Source organism: Enterobacter asburiae, assembly GCF_007035645.1.
Classification (GTDB): domain Bacteria; phylum Pseudomonadota; class Gammaproteobacteria; order Enterobacterales; family Enterobacteriaceae; genus Enterobacter; species Enterobacter asburiae_B.
Genome location: NZ_AP019632.1, coordinates 4,022,895 through 4,046,260 on the forward strand (window position 1 = coordinate 4,022,895; position 23,366 = coordinate 4,046,260).

Below are 23,366 nucleotides of genomic sequence, written 5' to 3' on the forward strand. Positions count from 1 at the left end.
TTCTGTCATGAGCATGTTATAAGGAAATAGTAAGATGGCCAAAATGATTCCGGCATTCGGACCTATTGATAATGATAGTTATGGAGAAAAAACGGTCTATGCCCTGCTAAAAGAAGGGCTGTCCGATGATTTCACTGTGATTCATAGCCTTCCGTGGTTGAGTTCGGCAGCCCGGCATTTGGGTATGAGATTACCTCCAAGTGGAGAAATAGATTTTCTTGTTCTCCATCGTATCTATGGTGTTTTAGCTTTCGAGGTGAAAAGTGGGGTATATCGCGTAGATGGCCCTATTTTTGTACATCTCAAAACAAATAATAATGTCGATGTAGTGAAGCAAACACGTAACAATGTTCATGGATTAGCCCGTTGGTTAGGAGGAGCAACAACATTACGATTGCGTATTGGTTATGGTTTTATTTTTCCTGATAGCTATTTCGATAATAAAATTATAAATACAGCAATGGTTGATTTATCAGTAAGACCATTTAGAAAAATATTCGTTGATAAAAAACAACTCCCGGAAATTGCAAAGCACACTATCGATATAATGCAATACTGGAAAACTGCATTAGGGAATAACGATTTAGGAGGTGACCAACTTCAATTGATAATAAAATCCATATGTCCACAGTTTGATGGTACTCCTGACTGGGGAACCCGGATTATTTATGATAATCAACTCTGGTTAAGACTCACTCATGAACAAATCAAGGTCATTGAACTCCTGTCTGAATATCAACGATTTGTTGTAACTGGATGGCCAGGAACAGGAAAGACTCTGATTGGGATTGAATTCGCCAGACGACTTGTTAAAGAGCAAAAAAAAGTTTTATTTCTTACTTTTAACAACCGTCTTTCTGAATACATTCGACAACAAACTCCAGACTCATTATGCGACGTTTTTACCTGGCACAAACTCTGTCATCAGGCTCGTAATAGACTAGCGCTACCTCCCGAGTCCCCAACAGGCTGGTTTGAATCAGGATGTTGCGAGGATTTGCTTAATGCATTAAATAAAAAGGATCTAAAAGATTATGATGCTTTAATTATTGACGAAGCGCAGGCGTTACATCCTTCGTGGTTGGAAACCTTATTTTATTGGTTTGAAAATAAAAACATCATTGCATTTTGTGATGAAACCCAAACGTTCTCTTTTGAAAAAGGAACGAATCATACTGACCTTCAGCGGATAATTAAATCGCAATTTTCCTTCAGCTTAACGATTGTGTTAAGATGCCCCAAAGCCGTTACTGATTATTTAATGGCTATCAGACCTTCTTCATATCAAATTACTTCCCCAAGGAATAACGAACCTGATACGTTAAAAGAATTAGTAGTTATCGATCCACTTTCCACATTGATTGATGAAATCTTACGGTTGAGAGAAAGTTCTGTACCATCTGATGAGATTACCGTCCTTGTCCCTACGGATTTAGTGAAAAAATTCCTCCAGAAAGACATGAAATTTTTTGATATAAATATTGAGACTGTATCCCGTTTCCGTGGTATGGAATCACCTGTTGTCATTACACTGGATTCTGAAAACATGGAGGATACTCAATTATTTTGTGCTTATTCAAGAGCCACAACTGCTTTCATTGCAATTTATGATTCGGAGAAACTAACATGGAGAGAAAATAATAACTTCCTTCATAAGCTGGTTAATAGAAAGGAAATTCAGAGAGCAATTAATGAAGCAAAACATAACTCATTCTCCAAAGTTCTTATGGCTAACTTTTTCAGCGAAGGGGACCTGAAACTCAATACTGTAAAATTAGCATGGTCAAAAAACCTTTCTTCTTGGCTTATTGAATTTGATGAAGAAAATTCTCCAGCGGAAACGTGGGTTGATTATTTATATTCCCACCACACGTACCCAATTATGTATTGGTCCAGCGATTCACGGAGAGTTGTTTATTATATTGCAAATCAACAATTTGAATTAAATACATTAGGAATAGGAACGCACTTATCAATAAAAAATTGTGCCATATGTGAAAAGATGATACCTTTTGATTCTGACAATAATTGTTTGCTTTGCAATAAGAGAACTGAAGAATCATCACCAACCAGACATGAGATTAATGCAATTCGCGAGTTTGATTTAACAATCTCTCAGGGTAGCTTTAATTCAGCCATTCAAAAAGAAAAGAGACGATTATTACCCATACCGTTAGCGGCAGCTAGTGCCCGAAGAGTGGCATTTGAAAAGGCATATAGAAGGAAAGTACTAAGCGAATCATTACCTGGTGGAAAACTTCTCTACAGAAGCGCATTAGCTTTTATACAGGCTTGGGTTGCATTATTACCACCAGATAAAACACTAGTATTGGATGAGATAACAGATGCACTACGTAAACGCTATATTCATCTTGAGCAATTAGATCGCTCTGAATTAAGGAATGCTTTAGCCTGTGCATTGTCAACTTGCTACAACAAAAAGTATCTTATTAAAGTTGAAAAAGGGAAATATTTACCTTTTGACAACTAAGAACTCTTATATAATCCTATTTAAAGTCAGGGTGGACATGTTTATGAAGCTTTTTTCTCGGCGGTGTAGAGAATACAAAAGTTCTGAAGGCACTTAAGCCACACATTTTCTTTGAAGATCAGTATGTGCATTTGATCGTGGCTGTAAGACCCTTATGAAAGTAACTCCGAACTTGCCGAATATGAAACATCATGTATTGTCGCTGACAAACCATTTAGTCATTAAGACTGAATTGTATTCGCTCAAAATTGACCTGGCAGTTTTCACCGGTAGCATACAAGCAAACCTGACGGTCTGCTTCGAGCGAGAAGCGGAAGTTCAGAGTGCATATTTACATTGTTCTGTCTTCATAAATGGGGAACAGGTTAGGTCGCTGATACCGACCATAAGACCTTCTATCAAATTGACTAAGTAGCTGCTAAACAAATTAAGTGCGATTATCGCTCTTTAAATATGTACCCCTATATTTAAGGGGTACAAGTTGTAGTCAGAAGAAGAAGCTATTGCGGCCAATCCCAATGATCATATTGTCTAATTTTCTCTGCCAACTCTTGAGGCGCACCGCCATGAGTAAGGTTTGCTGCATAACCGATTCGTCCGATATAATTAATATTTTCAGAAGTGAGGGTGTTTGTCTCCCATGGTCTTATTCTGCAATTGGGTTCGCAAACGGCTACATCTCGATTAACAAATTTTAACCATGAAATATTTATAACTTCCGCTCCTGCAGCCTTTAAATACATCCTGGCGGTTTCATGAGCATTTCCCTCAGTGCAGAAGTCATCAATAACTAGTACTTTCTTTCCACGCAATACTGGCCTGTTAACATAACGTTCCCCAGTGTTAAGATTTTTGATAGGAGAGGCGTTTAAATTCACAGTATTTGTTTGCGATGTTATTATAACCTGTCGACGCTCTATTCTTTCCTGCTGAGACTTTACGGCTGTAGTATGTCTTATAAAGAGATCTTTGAGATATTTACCTTTAAATGATACTGCCAACCCTTTGAGGTCATGCTCCATGATATTTGCCAACTTATAGGGGTCGTTAGCATTATGTCCAACATAAGTTGTGATAAAGCTTGCACCTTCACTTAAACCAGAGAAGTAAATACTAGCACCAAGATACCTAATCCAAAAATCAGGGCTCCCAATGGATAACTTAGCTAAGTTTCGTGCATTAGCAGAGTACATTGTAAACTCAGGGTTATGAGTACTAAAGGGAGCTAAGGCATAATAGTGGACATCTTGGTTTAAGTGGCCCTGCCATCCCCATAATTCCTCTCTTAAACAAAACACATCGATAAATCTCGCAATCTCTTTTGGTTCAGAGAACTGAAAACCATACTCAGTGACCGGTTGATACCAAGTGGCATTAATAAATAAAATTTTGCCATTTGTCGCGGCCTGTAAGTCTTCTTCTGAACGGCCAACATAAATTATCTCATTACGATTTATATCTAAATCATTCATGATGAAATCGATGGCTCTTCCTGTTTGTTTCGCAGGTATTTGATTATTAAGTTCACGGCAATAATGGATTGAGTCTGGGAATTGTTGCATAAGATAATCATCCAGTGCAATATTTCCATTATTAGTTCTAACATTCCTATTATTGTTTGTTAGAAAAAGAACTTTAATATTTTTAGATAATAAAAAAGCGAACAACTTCCTCAATTCAACATCGATTTGTGACTTAAGTTGCTGAGATTGCGGATTTGATGTTGTGGGCAAAACAACATCTGCTATTGAAAATATAACAGCTTTCAAATGCATTTTATTCATCCCCCAGAAGTGACAGCTGTTGTAATTTATTACTAGATTTCGTTTTAATTAACTCCATCACATCTTTAAATCCCGTCAAAGGAGTCTCCAGTATTATTGCAGAGTATTCGTCCTGAGAGTATTTAATCTCCTCCCGAACAGATTCACCTCTTAGTAATGGACACAGTATCGTTCTCTTAAGTTGAGCAGCATTTCGAACCGTGTGCGACGTTCCGCTTTTCAAGTTCCATTCGACAGGAATTAAAATATCACTTAAAGCAGCCTGTATTCTGTTTCTACGAACAAAGTTTTCTTGCGATGGTTTTTGATGTGGGAGATACTCCGTGAGTATAAGCCCACCGGCATTTACAATACTCTCCCTAAGTCCAATACTGTTTTTTGGATAGTTAGAATTCAAACCTGTTCCTAGAACGGCTATTGTGGGTATTTTAAATAAAATAGATGCTTCATGAGCAGCTTGGTCAATACCATAAGCTAACCCACTTACAGTTACATAATCTGATGCAATAAACTGCGAGACAACTGCTTGTGTTAAATAAATTCCAAGATCAGTTGGATTTCTCGTACCAACAACACCAACACATTTTTTACTAAGCAACGAAGTATCACCCTGCGCAAAAATCCAGTAAGGGCGCTCATTTAAATCATTCAATTTCTCCGGATAATCTGGAGAACCATGATGTATTAATTTATAACCGTTGCTATGATAGTGTGTTAAAAGGCTTTTCGCGGCAGAAATCATTCCATCACGAAAAGTCGACCAATTATTCTCAGTCAAAGAATATGGTGCACGATGTAGTCTCACTCCGAGGATTGATTCGAATTTTGATAATGTTGAGCAAGTTACAACATCTCTGAAACGGATCCCTTTTTGAGCAACCTTATATAGGGACCAATAACTAACGCCACGTATTTCTGATAGAACTAGCAAAGCAGCGCTTTCAGTGTTCCATCGAGCTGTATCAGTATCAATCATAGCGTTCGCCAAAAATGAAGTGTTTTATTATTTTTATCATAGGTTTGAGAAAATGTGTAGTAAGTCAAAGAAGGACTTCTAAAAAGCATGAATCTGCATCAGTATGCATGCCAAATTAACAATCTAATCTGCGTTACGCACCAGAGCAGTTGAAGTCCAGTTAACACCGCCTCATAAAGCGGGTAGGCGTGGCGAGTAAAGCATTGCACTCAGGATCACCGTAACAAACATCCCAATTTGACTTACCGCCACCGTCAGCCACTTAGTGTTCGCCTTGTGCCAGCCGTCATTTAAACCACTCTTCCAATGTCACCCTTTCAACCTCCCGTATATTATCCGTCACCAGCACGGCGTCGATCGTCCTCGCGGCCGTGACAGTCCGGCCTGGACTATTTTTCAGAAAGCCGCGCAATACCACCCTGTACAAATGGCTGACATCTGGCTGAGGCCTTCTTCAGTTCGTTAGATCTGTTCTGGTCATAAACCCGATTCCAGGGAATAAACTGAAGCATGTTCCTGTAGTGTTTTCTGACGGATTCAGGGCACAGCAGTCTGACGTTGTTAAGGGAATAAACCATAATACCCTGCACCGTGTAACTTTTCCCCGGGATATTATCAGCAACATGCCAGTCCTGATGGCCGAAATGTGAGGCTGGAAACTTACTTTCTTCAACCTGAAAACGCCGTGTCTGCCAGTCAGAAATACCCGCAAATGCCATCGTTTTGTCGATGAGGACAGGATAAAACGATGACACATATATGCTGGTTATGAGAAGCCAGAGGCTAACTGAGACAAGGGTAAATCTGATATGCCATGACTCATTCCGTGCAGCATTATCAGTATTTACATATACCGCACCGGGTAACATCAACAATACGCCTAACCCCGAAATCAAGGTGGCCAGTTTCAGTATTGCGACAATGCTGTCTCCCGCTACCTGCGTATCTACCCATCTGATAATGGTGCTGACGCAAAATGTGAAGCAAAGAATAATGGTGAAAATGAGAAGCGGACTACCGATGAAAAGCCAGCACGCTGTTTTTCTGCGAGCTTTAGTACGCTGAAATTCCTGAGCGGTTTTCGCCGCCTGTCTGAGAAAAAGGTAATTGATTAGAGTGACCGATGAGATCCCTGCCAGTGACATGAGCCATCCCAGTGCAGGCTCATAATCCGGATGGCCAGCGGAAAGATAAGCCCACAGAAAAAATGTAAAGACAGTCAGAGGAAAGGACAGCAGGGTAGCCAGAGAAATCCTTCCTTTTATGTCACGGTAATTGTGAATTGTTTTCACATTTTTCGGCAATGACAAGCAAAAAATGAGTGAAGGTAAGAAAAAAATCAACCCGACCCCTGTTGTGGTTAGTACCATAAAAATAAAGACGTAATTAAATATCACCGTTGCTGACAGGTTCTCTGTAAATAACGATCCATTATTAAAATAACCAAGATATGTTCTTATAATAATAAGAGATAGTATCGGAGGCATCAGGCTGATAAGCCAGGCGGTCTTTTTCATTATCATTCCTGTGTTTTGGAGGTCGGAAGGGACGAAGAACTTTCCTCTGAAAGGAGAATCAGGGAGGTATTTCTGAATTTCTGCGAGGTCTCTTTATCCGGAGCCGGTGGGATTTTTACGCGGGACACGGCGCTGCGGTCCATAACGTTCCAGAAGATCCAACAGGGGCTCGTAGATTTCAGAATCATAGTTAAACAGGCGATCATGGTCCTGCCGATAGTGTGAGAGGACGTGCAGCAGCAATAATGATTTATGTGGCGCACGCTGTTCACCTTTGCGCCAGATAGTGATTATTTGATATCGCTTGCTTTAGGGTTTTGTCAGAGGTCATTGCATTGAAGAATCCATGAGCACATGTTTGCGATGATGCTCGCAACTATATGTACATTCAAGGCATTATTGCAGCCATCCTTTTTGTCTGGCGGCTCTGTACCTGGCAGATGGAATTCTGATAACAACGGTAAAAACTACAGCGACCAACCAGTTCTAAGCGGGCTGGTTGGTCTTTTTAATATAAACATCAACCGAGAAATAAAGGCATTCAACTCACTCGCCATTACCCCGATTGATCTTAGCATAATCAAACGGCGTAATCCCTTTATCCCGATTCGCATCCAGAAAATCAGCCCACCACTGCAACATCAGCTTGCGCTCATCCAGATGTTCCGCTTTATGGATATACGCTGCCCTCACCGAATTGCGTTCCATATGGCTCATCTGCCGTTCTACCGCATCCTTCGACCATAGCCCTGACTCAATCAACGAACTACAGGCCATTGTGCGAAAGCCGTGACCACAAACCTCAACTTTAGTGTCATAGCCCATCACCCGTAATGCACTGTTTACCGTATTCTCGCTCATGGGCTTACGCGGATCGTGATCACCAATAAAAATAAGTTCATGTTCGCCGCAGAACCGTTTTATCTGCTTCAGGATCGCCAGCGCCTGCTTTGAAAGCGGCACCAGATGAGGTGTACGCATCTTTGATCCTCGCTGAGAATGTTTCACACCAGGAATAGGTTCTCGCTCAGGCGGGATGGTCCACATTGACGTTTCAAAATCGATCTCTGACCAGCGAGCAAAACGCAACTCACTGGACCGAATAAAGATAAGCAGAGTAAGTTCTGTTGCCCAACGGGTTAGTGGCCTGCCAGTGTAGCCATCTATTTTCTGGAGTAATTCAGGGATGCGCTTTAACTCCAGCGCCGGACGATGCTGCCGATTACTGGAAGCTACCGCCCCCGCCATCTCCTGCGCCGGGTTGTAATCAATTAACCCGCTTTGCACTGCATAACGCATGATGGCCGTGGTGCGCTGTTGAAGACGGGAAGCCACTTCAAGACGTCCAGATGTCTCTACGGCTTTTATGGGAATTAACAGATCGCGGGTACCCAGTTCGGCAATATTGCGAGCACCAATTGCCGGGAAGATATTGTCCTCCAGGCTCTTTTTTACGCGATTAGCATGATCTTCCGACCATTTTTGGTTGGTCACGAGCCACTCTCTGGCAACCTTCTCGAAAGTAATAATCTCTTTCGCCTGCTCTTCTTTCATAGCACGTTTATGCTCACGAGGATCGATACCAGCAGCGACCAGCTTTCTGGCCTCTTCCCTTTTCTTCCTGGCATCCGCCAGCGAAACATCCGGGTAAACGCCGAACGCCATCAAATGTTGTTTACCACCAAAACGGAAACGAAATCGCCAATACTTGGAGCCGTTAGGCTTTACAAGTAAGAGCATGCCGTCGCCGTCAACAAGTGAATACTCTTTCTCCTCAGGTTTTGCAGAACGAACTTTAGTATCCGTTAGGGCCATAATGGTCCTCCTTCCATTGGTATCTCGTGAGTATACAAGCAATATCGAATCGGCAAATATACTCATTAATATACTCGCAAGCTTGTTGATGTGGGTTGACTTAGGTTGACTTCAGTTGAGGAGAAAAGCTGGGAAAGCCTTGTATAGCGCGGATTTCAGGTATAAAAAAAGACCTCAGTTGAGGTCCATTTACATGCTTTTGGTGCCGAAGGCCGGACTCGAACCGGCACGTATTTCTACGGTTGATTTTGAATCAACTGCGTCTACCGATTTCGCCACTTCGGCACTGAAGGGGATGCGGAAACGTTGTGGATTATACCTGTCGCGCGCCGCCATGCAAGCGACGACGCGCTAAACCCGCGCTAAGTGCCCAAAAAACCAGCGTCCTTCGTCACTCCAGCTCGGACACCGCCAGACGAATCACCCCCGCCGCCTTCTGCTCCGGCAGCGCCAGCACCTTCGCCCACATCTCCTGCACCATATCGCAGGAGAGCTTCTCTTTGCCCGCCGCCTTCTCCGGCATCTGCAGCAGCTGGATGTCCTCGCCGTACTTATCGGCAAGCGCCTTCATAATCGGCCGCACGTCTTCGACTGCGGCCTCACGTTCTGCCTGCGTCACGGTGTGGCGGTTTTTGCCATAGGCCGCGCGCATCATGTCGGCGTCGGCCTGCATGCGCCGCGCCATCAGGTCTTTATCCAGCATGCGCATCGGGTTCACGCCGCCCTTCACCGTCGGGTAGAGGAAGCGGAAGCAGGCGTCATCGCTCACCTTCTGGATGGCGGCGGTCTGCTCCATGTTGATGGTCATATAGTTCACCACGTTGGCGTCCGGGGCGTTTTGCAGGCGCGACATCTGCAGATGCAGGATCTGCGGCTGGATGGTGTCGATAATCTGCTGCTCCGGCTCGCCCGCTTTTTGCAGGGCGGCCATCTGGTCGAGGATGCGCTGATGCAGCGCGGGCTCCTGCTCCTTAATCACCTGCCAGGCGGGCATCGCGTTAAGGGCGGAATCCATCTGCCGTTCCGGAGCGCGCTGCCTGTCGAAGAACACCCAGAACGCCACGGCGGCGGCCACCACAACAACCATCACGGTACGGGTCCACGTTTTATTCATCTCGCATCCTTATCCTTGAGTTGTGCCGGTTTACACCGGCACGCCGCTGTGGAAGCGAAACTCGTTGTCCGGTGTCGAGATAAGTGTGGCTTCAATTTCGCCAAAAAGCTGTATGCGCGGTGAGATATCGTCGTCGCTCACCTGCCGGGCAAGCGTCAGGTAGTCTTGATAGTGGCGCGCTTCCGAGCGCAGCAGCGAAAGATAGAACTTCTGCAGGTCGTCGTCGAGGAACGGGGCCAGCGCGGCGAAGCGTTCGCAGGAGCGGGCTTCGATGTAGGCGCCGCAGATGAGCTTGTCGATCAGCGTCAGCGGTTCGTGGGTGCGCACTTCCTTCAGCATCCCTTTGGCGTAGCGGCTGGCGGTGATTTTGACGTACGGAATGTCGCGGGCCAGCATCGCCTCGCGCACCTGCCAGAAGTGGTGCAGCTCCTCTTTAATCAGCAGCACCATGCTGTCGATGAGCGCCTGGCCCCACGGGTCGTCGGTTTTGGGCATCACGCTTTTGCCAATCTGCTTATGCAGGGCGATGAAGTCCGGCTCCGGGCCGTCGCGGAAGGTGAACTGTTCGTAGGGTTTGAGCCAGTCGAGCAGCGCGTCGGCACCGCTTTCGTCGGCGACGTATTTACGCACCAGCAGCAGCGCGGTCTGGGCGGCCTTGAGCTCGCACACCATGTGGTCGGTGAGCAGCAGCGGCAGGTTCGCCGGGTCGCGGGCTTTATCAATCCATGCTTGCGGGGTCGGGCACTGGAGGAAGTTGAGTACGGGGGCGAGTATCTGCGGGTAATCCATGGTTCTGCCTTGAAAAAGCGGTGGCGAGCGCCACCGCCTGAAACGCTTAGTGACGCACGCCGTCGTCGTCTTCGTCGACGTAATCTTCGTCGTCGCCTTCTTCGCCGTCTTCACCGTTCGGATCTTCGAAGTAGGTTCCCCAGCCGTCGTATTCCACTTCAAACTTCTCGGCCAGGTTCATCAGCTGTTCTACCTGCGCGTCGATCAGCTCCGCCTTCAGCGCGCCTTCGCTCAGGATGTCGCAGCAGATGACGGTGTCGCCCTCTTCCACTTCCAGCTCTTCCGGCTCAGTCACTTCGTAACCCAGCTTGAAGGCTTCCACGGCCAGTTTTTCCAGCGCGTCGAAATCATCCGCAGAGAAATGGTGCTCGATGGTGTACAGCGCGTCCGGATCGCTACCGTCTTCCAGCAGTTCTTCAATAATCAGACGCGTCTCTTCGCGTTGCTCTTCCAGGTGTTCCGGGTTTGCCATGGCTCAATCCTCTTTAAAGTGCGGCAGATACTTCTATTTTCACACACGGACGGGTTTGCCTCCACCTTTGTAAGAAAGATTTGTGAAACGGGGTTGCAAATGAATAATTACACATATAAAGTGAATTTTAATTCAATAAGTGGCGTTCGCCATGCGAGGATAAAATGTCCGATTTATACAAGAAACACTTTCTGAAATTGCTCGACTTTACCCCTGCACAGTTCACTTCTCTGCTGACCCTTGCCGCACAGCTCAAAGCCGATAAAAAAAATGGCAAGGAAGTACAGAAGCTTACCGGTAAAAACATCGCGCTCATCTTCGAAAAAGACTCGACCCGTACACGTTGCTCTTTCGAAGTTGCCGCATTTGACCAGGGCGCGCGCGTCACCTATTTAGGGCCGAGCGGCAGCCAGATTGGGCATAAAGAGTCAATTAAGGACACCGCGCGGGTGCTCGGGCGGATGTACGACGGCATTCAGTATCGCGGTCACGGCCAGGAAGTGGTCGAAACGCTGGCGCAGTACGCGGGCGTGCCGGTGTGGAACGGGCTGACCAACGAGTTCCACCCGACCCAGCTGCTGGCGGACCTGCTAACCATGCAGGAGCACCTGCCGGGCAAGGCGTTTAACGAGATGACGCTGGTCTACGCGGGCGACGCGCGCAACAACATGGGCAACTCGATGCTGGAAGCGGCAGCGCTGACCGGGCTGGATCTGCGCCTGGTGGCCCCGAAAGCCTGCTGGCCGGAAGAGAGCCTGGTGGCGGAGTGCAGCGCGCTGGCGGAGAAGCACGGCGGGAAGATTGTCCTGACGGAAGACGTGGCGGCAGGCGTGAAGGGCGCGGACTTTATCTATACCGACGTCTGGGTGTCGATGGGCGAAGCCAAAGAGAAGTGGGCGGAGCGGATTGCGCTGCTGCGCGGGTATCAGGTGAACGCGCAGATGATGGCGCTGACCGGCAACCCGAACGTGAAGTTCCTGCACTGTCTGCCGGCGTTCCATGACGACCAGACCACGCTCGGCAAGCAGATGGCGAAAGAGTTCGACCTGCACGGCGGGATGGAAGTGACGGACGAGGTGTTTGAGTCGGCGGCGAGCATCGTGTTCGACCAGGCGGAAAACCGGATGCACACGATTAAGGCGGTGATGGTGGCGACGCTTGGGGAGTGATGGACTCTTCTGCGGTCTGATGCCCTCACCCCGGCCCTCTCCCACAGGGAGAGGGAGTAAACCCGTTTAGCCGATCAGCATCTTCACAACAACCTTGCGCACCTTCGCAGGCGCGCCCACCGCGCACAGCGGCTTATGCACTTCACCCGGCCAGAACACCACAAAATCCCCTTCGCTCAGCACCACGGTTTTTTCCTGCTCGCCTTCCGGCAGGAACGCGATGTCTTTCTCCGCCAACCAGTCGGTGTCCGGCGTGCCGTGCGGCAGGGTGCTGAAGGTCATCCCCTCCTGCCCCTTCATCACGATCTGGATATCCAGATAGCGCGCGTGGTACTCGGCGCGGCGCTCGACGAACGGCTGGGTCATATCTTCCGAGACCAGATAAAACAGGCTGCTGCCGTTGATGTCGTGCTTGCCGAGCGGCGTGGCGTCGGTGACGTGGGCTTTAACGTGCTCAATGGCCTGGCGCAGCGCGTCAGGCAGCCAGGGCTGCAGATGGTGGATGTTGCCGATAATCATGTGAAATCCCTCTACGTAAAACAACGTTTCATTTTTATCTTTTATACGAGAGTTAAGACTGCCATACCAGCCCTTTTTCGAAGAGGTTTGCGCGAGCGCATGTTTATCGGGAAAGGTGTTAACCCACTGTTAATCCTGTCCAGGCAATTATGCAGGGGTTATGCATAACCTCGATCAGCGCTTGTCGGACGGCTGTTCTAACCTCTTGATCATGCTCTCTAATTAACAAAACCCGTTGCCGCCTCACACTTTACTGTTTTGATAATTTGCTCTAAAAAGCCATAATTATTTATTGATTTTCCTTAAGTCAAAAATAGTTAATTATGTTAATTGCATAGCCATTCTTGATTATAATAATTATGATTTAAAATCAGCCACATAACGATATATTTCAAAAGATTAAAATCTACAAAATAATAACAATCTCAAATAATGCCACCGAATCCTGCTTAGCTATTCACCCCTCAATAATATGAAATTAATCATTATCTGATGCGAATCATGCAAATGAAAACAAACCCCTTAATATCCGGTTTCGCGTGAGCAATATCACAATACGGATTATTTAACTGCCTAGTATGAATCACGAAATCAATTGAGCTTAGCCGCCATGAAATTAAACACATCACATGGCGCATGCCCTTTTTATTCTGAAAAACAGTTAAAGGAATAATTATGGAAAAGCATTACGTCGGTTCTGAAATTGGTCAATTGCGTAGCGTTATGCTGCATCGTCCTAATTTAAGTCTGAAACGTTTAACGCCATCAAACTGTCAGGAGCTGCTTTTCGATGACGTGCTCTCGGTTGAGCGGGCGGGTGAGGAGCATGACATCTTCGCCAACACGCTGCGCGAGCAGGGTGTGGAAGTCCTGCTGTTGACCGACCTTCTGACACAAACCCTTGATATTGCAGAAGCGAAAGCCTGGCTTCTGGATACCCAAATCTCTGACTATCGCCTCGGTCCGACCTTTGCCGGCGACGTCCGCGGCTGGCTGGCGGATATGCCGCACCGCGAACTGGCGCGCAGACTGAGCGGCGGATTAACCTACGGCGAAATTCCGGCGGCCATTAAAAATATGGTGGTGGATACCCACACGGCGAATGATTTTATTATGAAGCCGCTGCCGAACCATTTATTTACCCGCGATACCTCGTGCTGGATTTATAACGGCGTTTCTATTAACCCCATGGCGAAACCGGCCCGTCAGCGTGAAACCAATAACCTGCGGGCAATATATCGCTGGCACCCGGCGTTTGCCGACGGCGATTTTATTAAGTATTTCGGCGACGAGAATATTAATTACGACCACGCCACGCTAGAAGGCGGCGACGTACTGGTGATTGGCCGCGGGGCGGTATTGATCGGCATGTCCGAACGCACGACGCCGCAGGGCGTGGAGTTCCTCGCCAACAGCCTGTTCAAACACCGTCAGGCCGAGCGCGTGATCGCCGTTGAGCTGCCAAAACACCGCTCCTGCATGCACCTCGACACCGTGATGACCCACATCGACGTGGACACCTTCTCCGTCTACCCGGAAGTGGTGCGCAAGGACGCCCAGTGCTGGACGCTCACCCCGGACGGACGCGGCGGCCTGCTGCGCACTCAGGAAACCGACCTGCTGCACGCCATCGAGAAAGCGCTCGGCATTAACCAGGTGCGCCTGATCACCACCGGCGGCGACGCCTTTGAAGCCGAACGCGAGCAGTGGAACGACGCCAACAACGTGCTGACCATCCGCCCGGGCATGGTGATCGGCTACGAGCGCAACGTCTGGACCAACGAGAAGTACGACAAAGCGGGCATCACCGTGCTGCCTATCCCGGGCGATGAGCTCGGACGCGGCCGCGGCGGCGCGCGCTGCATGAGCTGCCCGCTGGAACGCGACGGAATTTAAAGGAGCCATCATGGAACGAAAACCCACTCTGGTTGTGGCCCTCGGCGGCAACGCGCTGCTCAAGCGCGGCGAGCCGCTGGAAGCCGAAATCCAGCGCCAGAACATCGAACAGGCCGCCCGCACCATCGCCGGATTAACAGAACAGTGGCGCGTGGTGCTGGTGCACGGCAACGGGCCGCAGGTCGGGCTGCTGGCGCTGCAGAACAGCGCCTACGACAAAGTCACGCCCTACCCGCTGGACGTTCTCGGCGCCGAAAGCCAGGGAATGATCGGCTACATGCTCCAGCAGGCGCTGAAAAACAATCTGCCGCAGCGCGAGGTGAGCGTCCTGCTCACGCAGGTGGAAGTGGACGCCGCCGACCCGGCCTTCAGCAACCCGACCAAATACATCGGCCCGGTGTACAGCGAAGCCCAGGCGAAAAGCCTGGCGGCGGAAAAAGGCTGGGTGTTCAAGGCCGACGGCAGCTACGTCCGCCGCGTGGTGCCATCACCGCAGCCGAAACGCATCGTCGAGAGCGACGCCATCACGGCGCTGATCCAGCGCGATCACCTGGTGATCTGCAACGGCGGAGGCGGCGTGCCGGTAGTGGAGAACGCCAACGGCTATCGCGGCATTGAGGCGGTGATCGACAAAGACCTCTCCGCCGCCCTGCTGGCACGCCAGATCGAGGCCGACGCCCTGCTGATCCTGACCGATGCCGACGCGGTGTACCTCGACTGGGGCAAGCCGACCCAACGCCCGCTGGCGCAGGTGACGCCGGAGCTGCTCAGAGGCATGCAGTTCGACGCCGGATCGATGGGGCCGAAAGTGGCCGCCTGCCGCGAGTTTGTTGAAGCCTGCAACGGCATTGCCGGGATCGGCGCGCTGGCCGACGGCGCGGAGATCCTGGCGGGCGAGAAAGGCACGTTGATTCGTAATTGAGCACACTCTCCCCTCACCCTAACCCTCTCCCCAAAGGGGAGAGGGGACTTGAAACACCCTCTCCCCTTTGGGGAGAGGGCTGGGGTGAGGGGTAAGGTTTTAGACACTAATTTTAAAAAGGATTTACCCATGACCATCAATCTGAAAAACCGCAACTTCCTGAAACTGCTGGACTACACCCCGGCGGAGATCCAGTACCTGATCGACCTCGCCATCGAGCTGAAGGCCGCCAAAAAAGCCGGACGTGAAAAGCAAACCCTGGTCGGGAAAAACATCGCCCTGATTTTTGAAAAAACCTCCACCCGCACCCGCTGCGCATTCGAAGTGGGCGCGTTCGACCAGGGCGCGCAGGTGACCTATCTCGGCCCAAGCGGCTCGCAGATCGGCCATAAAGAGTCGATGAAAGACACCGCCCGCGTGCTGGGCCGCATGTATGACGGCATCGAATACCGCGGCTACGGCCAGGCCATCGTCGAAGAGCTGGGCGAATACGCGGGCGTGCCGGTGTGGAACGGCCTGACCGACGAGTTCCACCCAACGCAGATCCTCGCCGACCTGATGACCATGCTGGAGCACGCGCCGGGCAAAACCCTGCCGGAGCTGAGCTTTGCCTACCTGGGCGACGCGCGCAACAACATGGGCAACTCGCTGATGGTCGGCGCGGCCAAGATGGGGATGGATATCCGCCTCGTCGCGCCGAAATCCTTCTGGCCGGAAGCCGGGCTGGTTGAGCAGTGCCGCGCCATCGCGAAAGAGACGGGCGCGCGCATCACCCTCACCGACGACGTGGAAGAAGGTGTGCAGGGGACCGATTTCCTCTACACCGACGTGTGGGTCTCCATGGGCGAGCCGAAGGAAGCCTGGGCCGAGCGCGTCAGCCTGATGAAGCCGTATCAAATCAACGCGGACGTGATGAAGGCCACCGGCAACCCGAACGTCAAGTTTATGCACTGCCTGCCGGCGTTCCACAACGAGCACACCAAAGTGGGCCGCGAGATCGAGATGGCCTACGGCCTGAAGGGGCTGGAGGTGACGGAAGAGGTCTTCGAATCACCGAACTCCATCGTCTTCGACGAAGCAGAGAACCGCATGCACACCATTAAAGCGGTCATGGTGGCGACACTCGGCGACTAATCACCGCCCGGCGCGCCGCGGGGTGCGCCGGGTTTAAGGAGAACATCATGGGCAAGTTTAAGTTTCCCTCCGCTTACACCATTCTCTTTTTCCTGATTGCCGTTGTGGCGGCGCTGAGCTGGGTCGTCCCCGCCGGTCAGTACCAGATGGCGATGAACGAAACCCTCGGTAAAGAAGTCCCGATTGCCGGAACGTACGCGCACGTGGCGGCACATCCGCAGGGGCTGGTTTCCGTCCTGATGGCGCCCATCGCCGGGCTGTACGATCCGGTCTCCGGCCAGGCCGGGGCGATCGACGTCGCGCTGTTTATCCTGATCATCGGCGGTTTTCTCGGGATCGTCACCAAAACCGGGGCGATTGACGCCGGGATCGAGCGCGTCACCACCCGGCTGCGCGGCCGCGAGGAGTGGATGATCCCGATCCTGATGGCGCTGTTTGCCGCAGGTGGCACGATTTACGGCATGGCCGAAGAGTCGCTGCCGTTCTACACCCTGCTGGTACCGGTGATGCTGGCCGCCCGGTTCGATCCGGTTGTCGCCGCCTCTACCGTGCTGCTCGGGGCGGGGATCGGCACGCTCGGCTCTACCATTAACCCGTTTGCCACGGTGATCGCCGCCAACGCCGCCGGGATCCCCTTCACTAACGGCATTGCCCTGCGCGTGGCGCTGCTGGTCATCGGCTGGGTCATCTGCGTGGCGTGGGTGATGCGTTACGCCCGTAAGGTGCGCCAGGATCCGTCGCTGTCGATCGTCGCAGACAAACAGGAAGAGAACCGCGCCCATTTCCTCGGCGACAAGGGCGAACAGTCGCTGGAATTCACCCCGGTGCGCAAAATCATCCTGGTGATTTTCGCCCTCGCCTTCGCGGTGATGATCTACGGCGTGGCGGTGCTGGGCTGGTGGATGGCGGAGATCTCAGCGGTGTTTCTCGCCAGCGCGATTATCGTCGGCCTGATTGCCCGCATGAGCGAAGAGGAGCTGACGTCGACGTTTATCAACGGCGCGCGAGATTTGCTGGGCGTCGCGCTGATTATCGGCATCGCGCGCGGTATCGTAGTCATCATGGATAAGGGCATGATTACCCACACCATTTTGCACAGCGCGGAAGGGCTGGTCAGCGGGTTGTCCACGGTAGCGTTTATCAACGTGATGTACTGGCTGGAGGTCGTGCTGTCGTTTCTTGTGCCTTCTTCATCCGGCCTGGCCGTTCTGACGATGCCGATCATGGCGCCGCTTGCCGATTTCGCTAACGTCAACCGCGACCTGGTGGTGACGGCTTACCAGTCGGCCTCCGGCATCGTTAACCTCGTCACGCCCACTTCTGCCGTCGTGATGGGCGGGCTGGCTATCGCCCGCGTGCCCTACGTGCGCTATCTGAAATGGGTGGCGCCGCTGCTGGGCATTTTAACGGTGGTGATTATGGTGGCGTTAAGTCTGGGTGCCTTGTTGTGATTTGCCGGATGGCGCTGCGCTTATCCGGCCTACGGATCGGTGCGGTGCCACCGGTTATTTCAGGAACTGATATGGGAACTATGATGGATTACGAAGAGTACTCTCCCAAAGAGCAACTACAGCTGACGGTCTGCCAGCGCCTGATCGCAGAAAAAAGCTATCTCTCTCAGGAGGAGATCCGCCGGGATTTGCAGGAGCGTGGTTTTGAGACCATCAGCCAGTCCACCGTTTCACGTCTGCTTAAATTGCTCGGCGTCATAAAAATTCGAAATGCCAAAGGGCTAAAGATTTATTCGCTGAATCCCCAGCTGCGCCCTGCCCCCGACGCCGCGCGTACCGTGTCCGAAATGGTGGTCAGCGTCGAGCACAATAGCGAGTTTATCCTTGTTCATACCGTCGCCGGATATGGCCGCGCGGTGGCGCGTATTCTGGATTATCACCAGCTGCCGGAAATTTTAGGCGTGGTGGCCGGCAGCAGTATCGTCTGGGTCGCTCCCCGGGTCGTGAAGCGCACCGCCCTGGTGCATAAGCAAATTAATTATTTACTCAGAACGCATTAATATTCATAAAGAACCGTTTGCATTGAGTAAAGCGTGCATTAAATCGCTTGATCCAAAAAGCGAGCTGCGTATAATGCCCGACAATTTGCCGGGAGGAAGCATGGTCAAGCGTGTACGACATAACGTCTTACCGCGTCTGAAATCAGACGCTGGCCTGCCGTTTTTCTTCCCGTTGCTAAACCTATTCCCAGAGCCCCTCATTTGAGGGGCTTTTTTTTGCCCGGCGTCAGGAGATAAACATGAATCCGCTTTATCAAAAACACATCATTTCCATAAACGACCTCAGCCGCGAAGAGCTGGAACTGGTTCTGGAAACCGCGGCAAAACTGAAGGCCAATCCGCAACCGGAGCTGCTGAAGCACAAGGTGATTGCGAGCTGCTTCTTCGAAGCCTCGACCCGCACCCGCCTCTCCTTTGAAACCTCCATGCACCGCCTGGGCGCGAGCGTGGTGGGCTTCTCGGACAGCAGCAACACGTCGCTGGGTAAAAAAGGCGAAACCCTGGCGGACACCATTTCAGTGATCAGCACCTACGTCGACGCGATTGTGATGCGTCACCCGCAGGAGGGCGCGGCGCGCCTGGCGACCGAATTTTCCGGCGGCATTCCGGTACTGAACGCCGGTGACGGTGCCAACCAGCACCCAACGCAGACCCTGCTGGATCTGTTCACCATTCAGGAGACGCAGGGCAAGCTCGAGAACCTGAATATCGCCATGGTCGGCGACCTGAAATATGGCCGCACCGTCCACTCCCTGACCCAGGCGCTGGCGAAATTTAACGGCAACCGCTTCTTCTTCATCGCGCCTGACGCGCTGGCGATGCCGCAGTACATTCTCGACATGCTGGACGAAAAAGGCATTCAGTGGAGCCTGCACGCCAGCATCGAAGAGGTGATGAGCCACGTGGATATTCTCTACATGACCCGCGTGCAGAAAGAGCGTCTGGATCCGTCCGAATACGCCAACGTGAAGGCGCAGTTCGTGCTGCGCGCCAGCGACCTCGAGGGCGCGCGCGACAATATGAAGGTGCTGCATCCGCTGCCGCGCATCGATGAGATCACCACAGACGTGGATAAGACGCCGCACGCCTGGTACTTCCAGCAGGCCGGAAATGGCATCTTCGCCCGCCAGGCGTTACTGGCACTGGTTCTGAATCGCGAATTGGCACTGTAAGGGGAAACGACCATGACACACGATAACAAACTCCAGGTTGAAGCCATCAAGCGCGGCACCGTGATTGACCACATCCCTGCGCAGGTGGGCTTTAAGCTGCTGACGCTGTTCAAACTGACCGAAACCGACCAGCGCATCACCATCGGCCTGAACCTGCCGTCGGGCGAGATGGGCCGCAAAGACCTGATTAAAATCGAGAACACCTTCCTGACCGACGAGCAGGTCAACCAGCTGTCGCTGTACGCGCCGGACGCCACCGTCAACCGCATCGACGAGTATGAAGTGGTCGGCAAATCCCGTCCGAGCCTGCCGGATCGCATTGAAAGCGTGCTGGTCTGCCCGAACAGCAACTGCATCAGTCATGCTGAGCCGGTTTCTTCCAGCTTTGCAGTGAAAAAACGCGCCGATGACATCGCGCTCAAATGCAAATACTGCGAAAAAGAGTTTTCTCATTATGTGGTGCTGGCCAACTAATTGAGGTTGGTAATGAAATCCCGGCTGTTATAATGGCCGGGAACATTCTTAACGCTGTAATTCTGGAGAAAACATGAGCAAAGTACTCGCGACGGAAAATGCACCAGCGGCTATCGGCCCTTACGTTCAGGGCGTTGATCTGGGTAGCATGATCATCACTTCCGGTCAGATCCCGGTGAACCCAAAAACCGGCGCGGTGCCGGAAGACGTCGCGGCACAGGCGCGTCAGTCGCTGGAAAACGTGCAGGCTATCGTTGAATCTGCCGGTCTGAAAGTGGGCGATATCGTGAAAACCACCGTTTTCGTGAAGGATCTGAACGATTTCGCGACCGTTAACGCCACTTACGAAGCGTTCTTCACCGAGCACAACGCCACCTTCCCGGCGCGCTCCTGCGTGGAAGTGGCCCGTCTGCCAAAAGACGTGAAAATTGAAATCGAAGCGATTGCGGTACGTCGCTAATTCGCTTTGGCGATAAAAAAGGCAGCCCAGGCTGCCTTTTTTGTTGCTTGCTACTGATTCCGCGTCGCCCTGAGCAGCGTCTCCAGCGGATAGACCGCCGTAATCACCACTTCGTCCTGAACCTTCGCCGCGTTATCCAGCTCGCTCTGAATCGAGGCTATCTCTTTATCATCCAGCGTGCCCTGGCGCGCCACCAGATCCGTCAGCCGCAGGCCAATTGAGGCCAGCTTATCCACCTCCTGGATCACCGGCTTCATGGCCTTCAGCTGATAGCTGTTTTCGCTTAAGGCCAGCGCGTCGCTGGTGTTGCTCTGCCAGCGGTTAAAGACGTGGCGCAGGGCGTCGGCGCTTTCCGTGTCTTCCGCATCGCTCACCAGACGGTCCGCCCATTTGTTCATCTGCCGCACGGTGGCGCTTTCGGCGTTTAGCGCATCGGCGAAGCGGTTGAGGGGCTCGAACTGATGATAGTTTCCGGCCTGGAACTTCAGGTGCTGACGGGTGTAATACTGCGCGGGCTCTACCGCCTGCGCGAGGATCTGCAGCGGCAGGGTGTCGGCATTACCGGCGAGGCGCGTGAACTGCACCTGCTGCTGGGTATGCTGCTGTAGCCCGACCGACACCGTCGACCAGCTGTCCATCGCCTGCAGGCGGGTGTACATGCTGTCGACATCGTTGACGTCCTGCGCCGACCACAGCCGCTCCGCCACCGCAAAGGTGCGCGGCCACAGGCGGATATCCAGCACCGGCGCCACCACGTTTTCCGCCCACAGCGCCGCTTCACCGCCGAGCAGGTTGGCCTGGTTCGCCACGTCCGGCACGACCGGCGGAACGCCTTTCGGCACGTCCTCCAGACGCGTGCCGCTGATTGGGTAACGCGTATTCCCCACCAGGAAATAGCCGGTGAGTTTGTCGTTATCAACGGAAACCACCGGGCGCGTCTCGCCCATCCACGTGTCGACGGTGAAGGTCACCTGGCTGTCATCGCGCCATTCAATATCCTGCACCGCGCGGCGCGATTTCCCGGCAAAATCAATAAACCCGCGCCAGCCTGCGTCCCCTTTCACCAGCGTGAAGCTCCCCTCCACCGGCTTGCCCTTCAGGCGCGGCATGGAGAAGGCCCAGCTCTGGACGCTGTCCGTGTCTGCAATCACATCCACGCCGTTCAGCCCCTGCGGGACAATTTCGTTGCGGTAGTGATAGGCGGTGGACTGGGGCTGGTCGAGATAGAAACCGGTCGAGAGAATGCCCTTGTAGCCGTTTTGCGCCACCTGCCCCAGCGCGTCCTGCCCCTGCCAGGACTGGATCAGAATGCTTTTCGGCAGGTCGGGATGATAGATCTCATCCCAGCCGACCATCTGACGGTGATGCTTCTCAAGGATCGTTTCCAGCTTGCGGTTGAAATACGCCTGCAGCGCGTGGCTGTCCGCCAGCCTGTTGTCGCGCATGAAATTCTGGATCGCGGCATTCGCTTTCCACTGGCTGTCGTCGACCTCATCGCCGCCGATATGCAGATACGGATCGGGGAAGATCGCCGCCAGTTCGCTGACCATCGCGTCAGCAAAGGCGTAGGTTGCCTCTTTTGTGGGATCTAAAACCGGCTTCAGCACGCCCCAGTGGCGCTCCATGGCGTACGGCCCCGGGGCGCTCATCAGCTCCGGATAGGCTACGGCAATCGCCGAGGCGTGGCCCGGCATGTCGATCTCCGGCACCACGCGGATACCGCGTTCGGCGGCGTAACGCACCACCTCGCGCATCTGTTCAGGCGTGTAGAACAGCCCGTCGCTAGCAAGCTGCGTCAGCTTAGGGTAGCGCTTCGAGCTGAAGCGCCAGCCCTGATCGTCGGTCAGGTGCCAGTGCAGGACGTTGAGCTTCGCCGCGGCCATGCCGTCGATCTGGCGCTTGATATCCGGCAGCGGAATAAAGTGGCGCGCCGAGTCGAGCAGCAGCCCGCGCCACGGGAAGCGCGGCGAATCTTCAATGGTGACCCACGGCAGCGAGGTGTTTTCCGCCCCGTTCTGCATCAGCTGGAGCAGGGTTTCCATGGCGCGCAGCGCGCCGAAGCGGGTGTTGGCGGAGATATCGACGCCGTTAGCATCCACCGTGAGCTTATAGCTTTCATCGCTGTCCGGCAGCGGCAGCGGCTTGACCTTTTTGGTAATCGCGATACGGATGGTCGGTTTATCTGGTTTTTCAGCCTGAGGCTGCAGCGTCCAGCCGGTTTGCAGGGCAATGCGCTGGCGCAGGCGGTTGACGGCGTCACCGAGATCGTCCCCGCTGACGCTAATGGATACGTTGTTGTTGAGCACCAGCGCGCCCTGGGTCGTCGGGCGTTCGACCTTCGCAGGCCAGGGCATCAAAGGGAGATCGCCTGCCGGGGCGGCAAACGCAGAGGCGCCGAGCATCAGCCCGGCGGTTAAGAGACTGTACCGTAACATGAATGTTCCTTATCTGACGGGCCAAATATACCCGTCATACTTCAAGTTGCCTGTGCGTTGGCTGCACTCGTTCACCCCGGTCACTTACTTATGTAAGCTCCCGGGGATTCACTCCCTTGCCGCCTTCATGCAACTCGAATTATTTAGGGTATAAAGACAAAACATTCTGTTAACATGCGCTCAATTTGTCGTCAAGCGAATGCGCCGACGGAGATC

General features: G+C 52.0%; 21 protein-coding genes, 1 tRNA gene and 3 pseudogenes. 13 read left to right on the top strand and 12 right to left on the bottom strand.

All coding sequences use genetic code 11. From position 1 onward, the window contains the following. Positions 1-34 precede the first annotated feature (34 nt). Positions 35-2,491, top strand: coding sequence for a nuclease-related domain-containing DEAD/DEAH box helicase (locus FOY96_RS19235; protein ID WP_090048295.1), 2,457 nt, complete (start codon positions 35-37; stop codon positions 2,489-2,491). Between the two features lie 47 nt (positions 2,492-2,538). Next, positions 2,539-2,716 (top strand): annotated as a pseudogene (locus FOY96_RS19240) (5'-nucleotidase); the annotation flags it as partial. 275 nt (positions 2,717-2,991) lie between these two features. Here the strand turns inward: FOY96_RS19240 and FOY96_RS19245 are convergent. From FOY96_RS19245 to rraB, 9 genes and pseudogenes are all read right to left on the bottom strand, one after another. Then, positions 2,992-4,266 (bottom strand): phosphoribosyltransferase, encoded by a 1,275-nt coding sequence (locus FOY96_RS19245; RefSeq protein WP_258956026.1) that lies wholly within the window; start codon positions 4,264-4,266, stop codon positions 2,992-2,994. A gap of 1 nt (position 4,267) precedes the next feature. Continuing rightward, positions 4,268-5,251, bottom strand: coding sequence for a DNA-processing protein DprA (locus tag FOY96_RS19250; RefSeq protein WP_090048290.1), 984 nt, complete (start codon positions 5,249-5,251; stop codon positions 4,268-4,270). Between the two features lie 389 nt (positions 5,252-5,640). Next, positions 5,641-6,768: a hypothetical protein gene (locus tag FOY96_RS23175; protein WP_258956025.1), complete on the bottom strand. Its 1,128-nt coding sequence runs from the start codon at positions 6,766-6,768 to the stop codon at positions 5,641-5,643. Positions 6,769-6,885: 117 nt separating this feature from the next. Beyond that, a pseudogene (locus FOY96_RS19260) lies at positions 6,886-7,099 on the bottom strand (phosphorothioated DNA-binding restriction endonuclease family protein); the annotation flags it as partial. A 215-nt stretch (positions 7,100-7,314) separates the two neighbouring features. Further along, entirely contained in the window at positions 7,315-8,583 is a 1,269-nt protein-coding gene (locus tag FOY96_RS19265) for a tyrosine-type recombinase/integrase (protein WP_143347603.1), read from the bottom strand. 200 nt (positions 8,584-8,783) lie between these two features. After that, positions 8,784-8,868 (bottom strand) — tRNA-Leu (locus FOY96_RS19270). Positions 8,869-8,974: 106 nt separating this feature from the next. Further along, positions 8,975-9,697 carry a hypothetical protein gene (locus tag FOY96_RS19275; RefSeq protein WP_045402381.1) on the bottom strand — a complete coding sequence of 241 codons (723 nt, stop codon included), beginning with the start codon at positions 9,695-9,697 and terminating at the stop codon, positions 8,975-8,977. Between the two features lie 30 nt (positions 9,698-9,727). Beyond that, entirely contained in the window at positions 9,728-10,486 is a 759-nt protein-coding gene (miaE, locus tag FOY96_RS19280) for a tRNA isopentenyl-2-thiomethyl-A-37 hydroxylase MiaE (protein WP_047059075.1), read from the bottom strand. A gap of 46 nt (positions 10,487-10,532) precedes the next feature. Next, entirely contained in the window at positions 10,533-10,958 is a 426-nt protein-coding gene (rraB, locus tag FOY96_RS19285) for a ribonuclease E inhibitor RraB (RefSeq protein ID WP_029739283.1), read from the bottom strand. Positions 10,959-11,057: 99 nt separating this feature from the next. Here rraB and argL point away from each other — a divergent pair, with 99 nt between their 5' ends. Continuing rightward, positions 11,058-11,153, top strand: a complete 96-nt coding sequence (gene argL / locus FOY96_RS23180; RefSeq protein WP_213328991.1) for a putative translational regulatory protein ArgL — start codon at positions 11,058-11,060, stop codon at positions 11,151-11,153. Beyond that, a complete protein-coding gene (argF, locus tag FOY96_RS19290) occupies positions 11,123-12,127 on the top strand; it encodes an ornithine carbamoyltransferase (protein WP_047059078.1) in 1,005 nt (334 codons plus the stop codon). Before argL ends, argF (FOY96_RS19290) begins: the two co-directional genes overlap by 31 nt. A 66-nt stretch (positions 12,128-12,193) precedes the next feature. On the opposite strand, the gene FOY96_RS19295 is transcribed toward argF (FOY96_RS19290), so the two are convergent. Further along, entirely contained in the window at positions 12,194-12,646 is a 453-nt protein-coding gene (locus FOY96_RS19295) for a YhcH/YjgK/YiaL family protein (RefSeq protein WP_143347604.1), read from the bottom strand. Positions 12,647-13,321: 675 nt separating this feature from the next. On the opposite strand from FOY96_RS19295, the gene arcA reads away from it, so the two are divergent. The 5 genes from arcA (at position 13,322) to FOY96_RS19320 (ending at position 18,609) form a co-directional block, all read left to right on the top strand. After that, entirely contained in the window at positions 13,322-14,542 is a 1,221-nt protein-coding gene (gene arcA, locus FOY96_RS19300) for an arginine deiminase (RefSeq protein WP_143347605.1), read from the top strand. Positions 14,543-14,552: 10 nt separating this feature from the next. After that, positions 14,553-15,464, top strand: a complete 912-nt coding sequence (gene arcC / locus FOY96_RS19305) for a carbamate kinase (RefSeq protein WP_048980687.1) — start codon at positions 14,553-14,555, stop codon at positions 15,462-15,464. Positions 15,465-15,593: 129 nt separating this feature from the next. Next, on the top strand, positions 15,594-16,598 hold the full coding sequence (gene argF, locus FOY96_RS19310; protein WP_032647051.1) for an ornithine carbamoyltransferase: 1,005 nt from the start codon (positions 15,594-15,596) through the stop codon (positions 16,596-16,598). A gap of 47 nt (positions 16,599-16,645) precedes the next feature. Beyond that, positions 16,646-18,049, top strand: a complete 1,404-nt coding sequence (locus tag FOY96_RS19315) for a YfcC family protein (RefSeq protein ID WP_033144505.1) — start codon at positions 16,646-16,648, stop codon at positions 18,047-18,049. A gap of 80 nt (positions 18,050-18,129) precedes the next feature. Continuing rightward, positions 18,130-18,609 carry an arginine repressor gene (locus FOY96_RS19320; protein ID WP_029739272.1) on the top strand — a complete coding sequence of 160 codons (480 nt, stop codon included), beginning with the start codon at positions 18,130-18,132 and terminating at the stop codon, positions 18,607-18,609. Between the two features lie 3 nt (positions 18,610-18,612). Here FOY96_RS19320 and FOY96_RS19325 read toward each other — a convergent pair. Then, a pseudogene (locus FOY96_RS19325) lies at positions 18,613-18,730 on the bottom strand (hypothetical protein). Here FOY96_RS19325 and FOY96_RS19330 point away from each other — a divergent pair. The 4 genes from FOY96_RS19330 to ridA all read left to right on the top strand — a co-directional run bounded on the left by FOY96_RS19330 (position 18,710) and on the right by ridA (position 20,715). After that, the gene (locus tag FOY96_RS19330; protein ID WP_022646880.1) at positions 18,710-18,814 is read left to right on the top strand and encodes a pyrBI operon leader peptide; all 105 of its coding nucleotides are present in this window, start codon (positions 18,710-18,712) and stop codon (positions 18,812-18,814) included. The pseudogene FOY96_RS19325 and the gene FOY96_RS19330 sit on opposite strands and share 21 nt — an antisense overlap. A gap of 34 nt (positions 18,815-18,848) precedes the next feature. Next, complete coding sequence (pyrB, locus tag FOY96_RS19335; RefSeq protein WP_023310198.1) at positions 18,849-19,781, top strand: aspartate carbamoyltransferase; 933 nt, start codon at positions 18,849-18,851, stop codon at positions 19,779-19,781. A 12-nt stretch (positions 19,782-19,793) separates the two neighbouring features. Then, the gene (gene pyrI, locus FOY96_RS19340; RefSeq protein WP_023310197.1) at positions 19,794-20,255 is read left to right on the top strand and encodes an aspartate carbamoyltransferase regulatory subunit; all 462 of its coding nucleotides are present in this window, start codon (positions 19,794-19,796) and stop codon (positions 20,253-20,255) included. Positions 20,256-20,328: 73 nt separating this feature from the next. Then, entirely contained in the window at positions 20,329-20,715 is a 387-nt protein-coding gene (gene ridA, locus FOY96_RS19345) for a 2-iminobutanoate/2-iminopropanoate deaminase (protein ID WP_008501391.1), read from the top strand. 50 nt (positions 20,716-20,765) lie between these two features. Here the strand turns inward: ridA and FOY96_RS19350 are convergent, their stop codons facing one another. Next, positions 20,766-23,150 (bottom strand): beta-N-acetylhexosaminidase, encoded by a 2,385-nt coding sequence (locus FOY96_RS19350; protein WP_143347606.1) that lies wholly within the window; start codon positions 23,148-23,150, stop codon positions 20,766-20,768. Positions 23,151-23,366 lie beyond the last annotated feature (216 nt).

Coding starts and splice junctions, on each gene's coding strand:
- FOY96_RS19235 (WP_090048295.1), top strand. CDS start 35: ATGGCCAAAATGATTCCGGCATTCGGACCTATTGATAATGATAGTTAT.
- FOY96_RS19245 (WP_258956026.1), bottom strand. CDS start 4,266: ATGCATTTGAAAGCTGTTATATTTTCAATAGCAGATGTTGTTTTGCCC.
- FOY96_RS19250 (WP_090048290.1), bottom strand. CDS start 5,251: ATGATTGATACTGATACAGCTCGATGGAACACTGAAAGCGCTGCTTTG.
- FOY96_RS23175 (WP_258956025.1), bottom strand. CDS start 6,768: ATGAAAAAGACCGCCTGGCTTATCAGCCTGATGCCTCCGATACTATCT.
- FOY96_RS19265 (WP_143347603.1), bottom strand. CDS start 8,583: ATGGCCCTAACGGATACTAAAGTTCGTTCTGCAAAACCTGAGGAGAAA.
- FOY96_RS19275 (WP_045402381.1), bottom strand. CDS start 9,697: ATGAATAAAACGTGGACCCGTACCGTGATGGTTGTTGTGGTGGCCGCC.
- miaE (WP_047059075.1), bottom strand. CDS start 10,486: ATGGATTACCCGCAGATACTCGCCCCCGTACTCAACTTCCTCCAGTGC.
- rraB (WP_029739283.1), bottom strand. CDS start 10,958: ATGGCAAACCCGGAACACCTGGAAGAGCAACGCGAAGAGACGCGTCTG.
- argL (WP_213328991.1), top strand. CDS start 11,058: ATGAATAATTACACATATAAAGTGAATTTTAATTCAATAAGTGGCGTT.
- argF (WP_047059078.1), top strand. CDS start 11,123: ATGTCCGATTTATACAAGAAACACTTTCTGAAATTGCTCGACTTTACC.
- FOY96_RS19295 (WP_143347604.1), bottom strand. CDS start 12,646: ATGATTATCGGCAACATCCACCATCTGCAGCCCTGGCTGCCTGACGCG.
- arcA (WP_143347605.1), top strand. CDS start 13,322: ATGGAAAAGCATTACGTCGGTTCTGAAATTGGTCAATTGCGTAGCGTT.
- arcC (WP_048980687.1), top strand. CDS start 14,553: ATGGAACGAAAACCCACTCTGGTTGTGGCCCTCGGCGGCAACGCGCTG.
- argF (WP_032647051.1), top strand. CDS start 15,594: ATGACCATCAATCTGAAAAACCGCAACTTCCTGAAACTGCTGGACTAC.
- FOY96_RS19315 (WP_033144505.1), top strand. CDS start 16,646: ATGGGCAAGTTTAAGTTTCCCTCCGCTTACACCATTCTCTTTTTCCTG.
- FOY96_RS19320 (WP_029739272.1), top strand. CDS start 18,130: ATGATGGATTACGAAGAGTACTCTCCCAAAGAGCAACTACAGCTGACG.
- FOY96_RS19330 (WP_022646880.1), top strand. CDS start 18,710: ATGGTCAAGCGTGTACGACATAACGTCTTACCGCGTCTGAAATCAGAC.
- pyrB (WP_023310198.1), top strand. CDS start 18,849: ATGAATCCGCTTTATCAAAAACACATCATTTCCATAAACGACCTCAGC.
- pyrI (WP_023310197.1), top strand. CDS start 19,794: ATGACACACGATAACAAACTCCAGGTTGAAGCCATCAAGCGCGGCACC.
- ridA (WP_008501391.1), top strand. CDS start 20,329: ATGAGCAAAGTACTCGCGACGGAAAATGCACCAGCGGCTATCGGCCCT.
- FOY96_RS19350 (WP_143347606.1), bottom strand. CDS start 23,150: ATGTTACGGTACAGTCTCTTAACCGCCGGGCTGATGCTCGGCGCCTCT.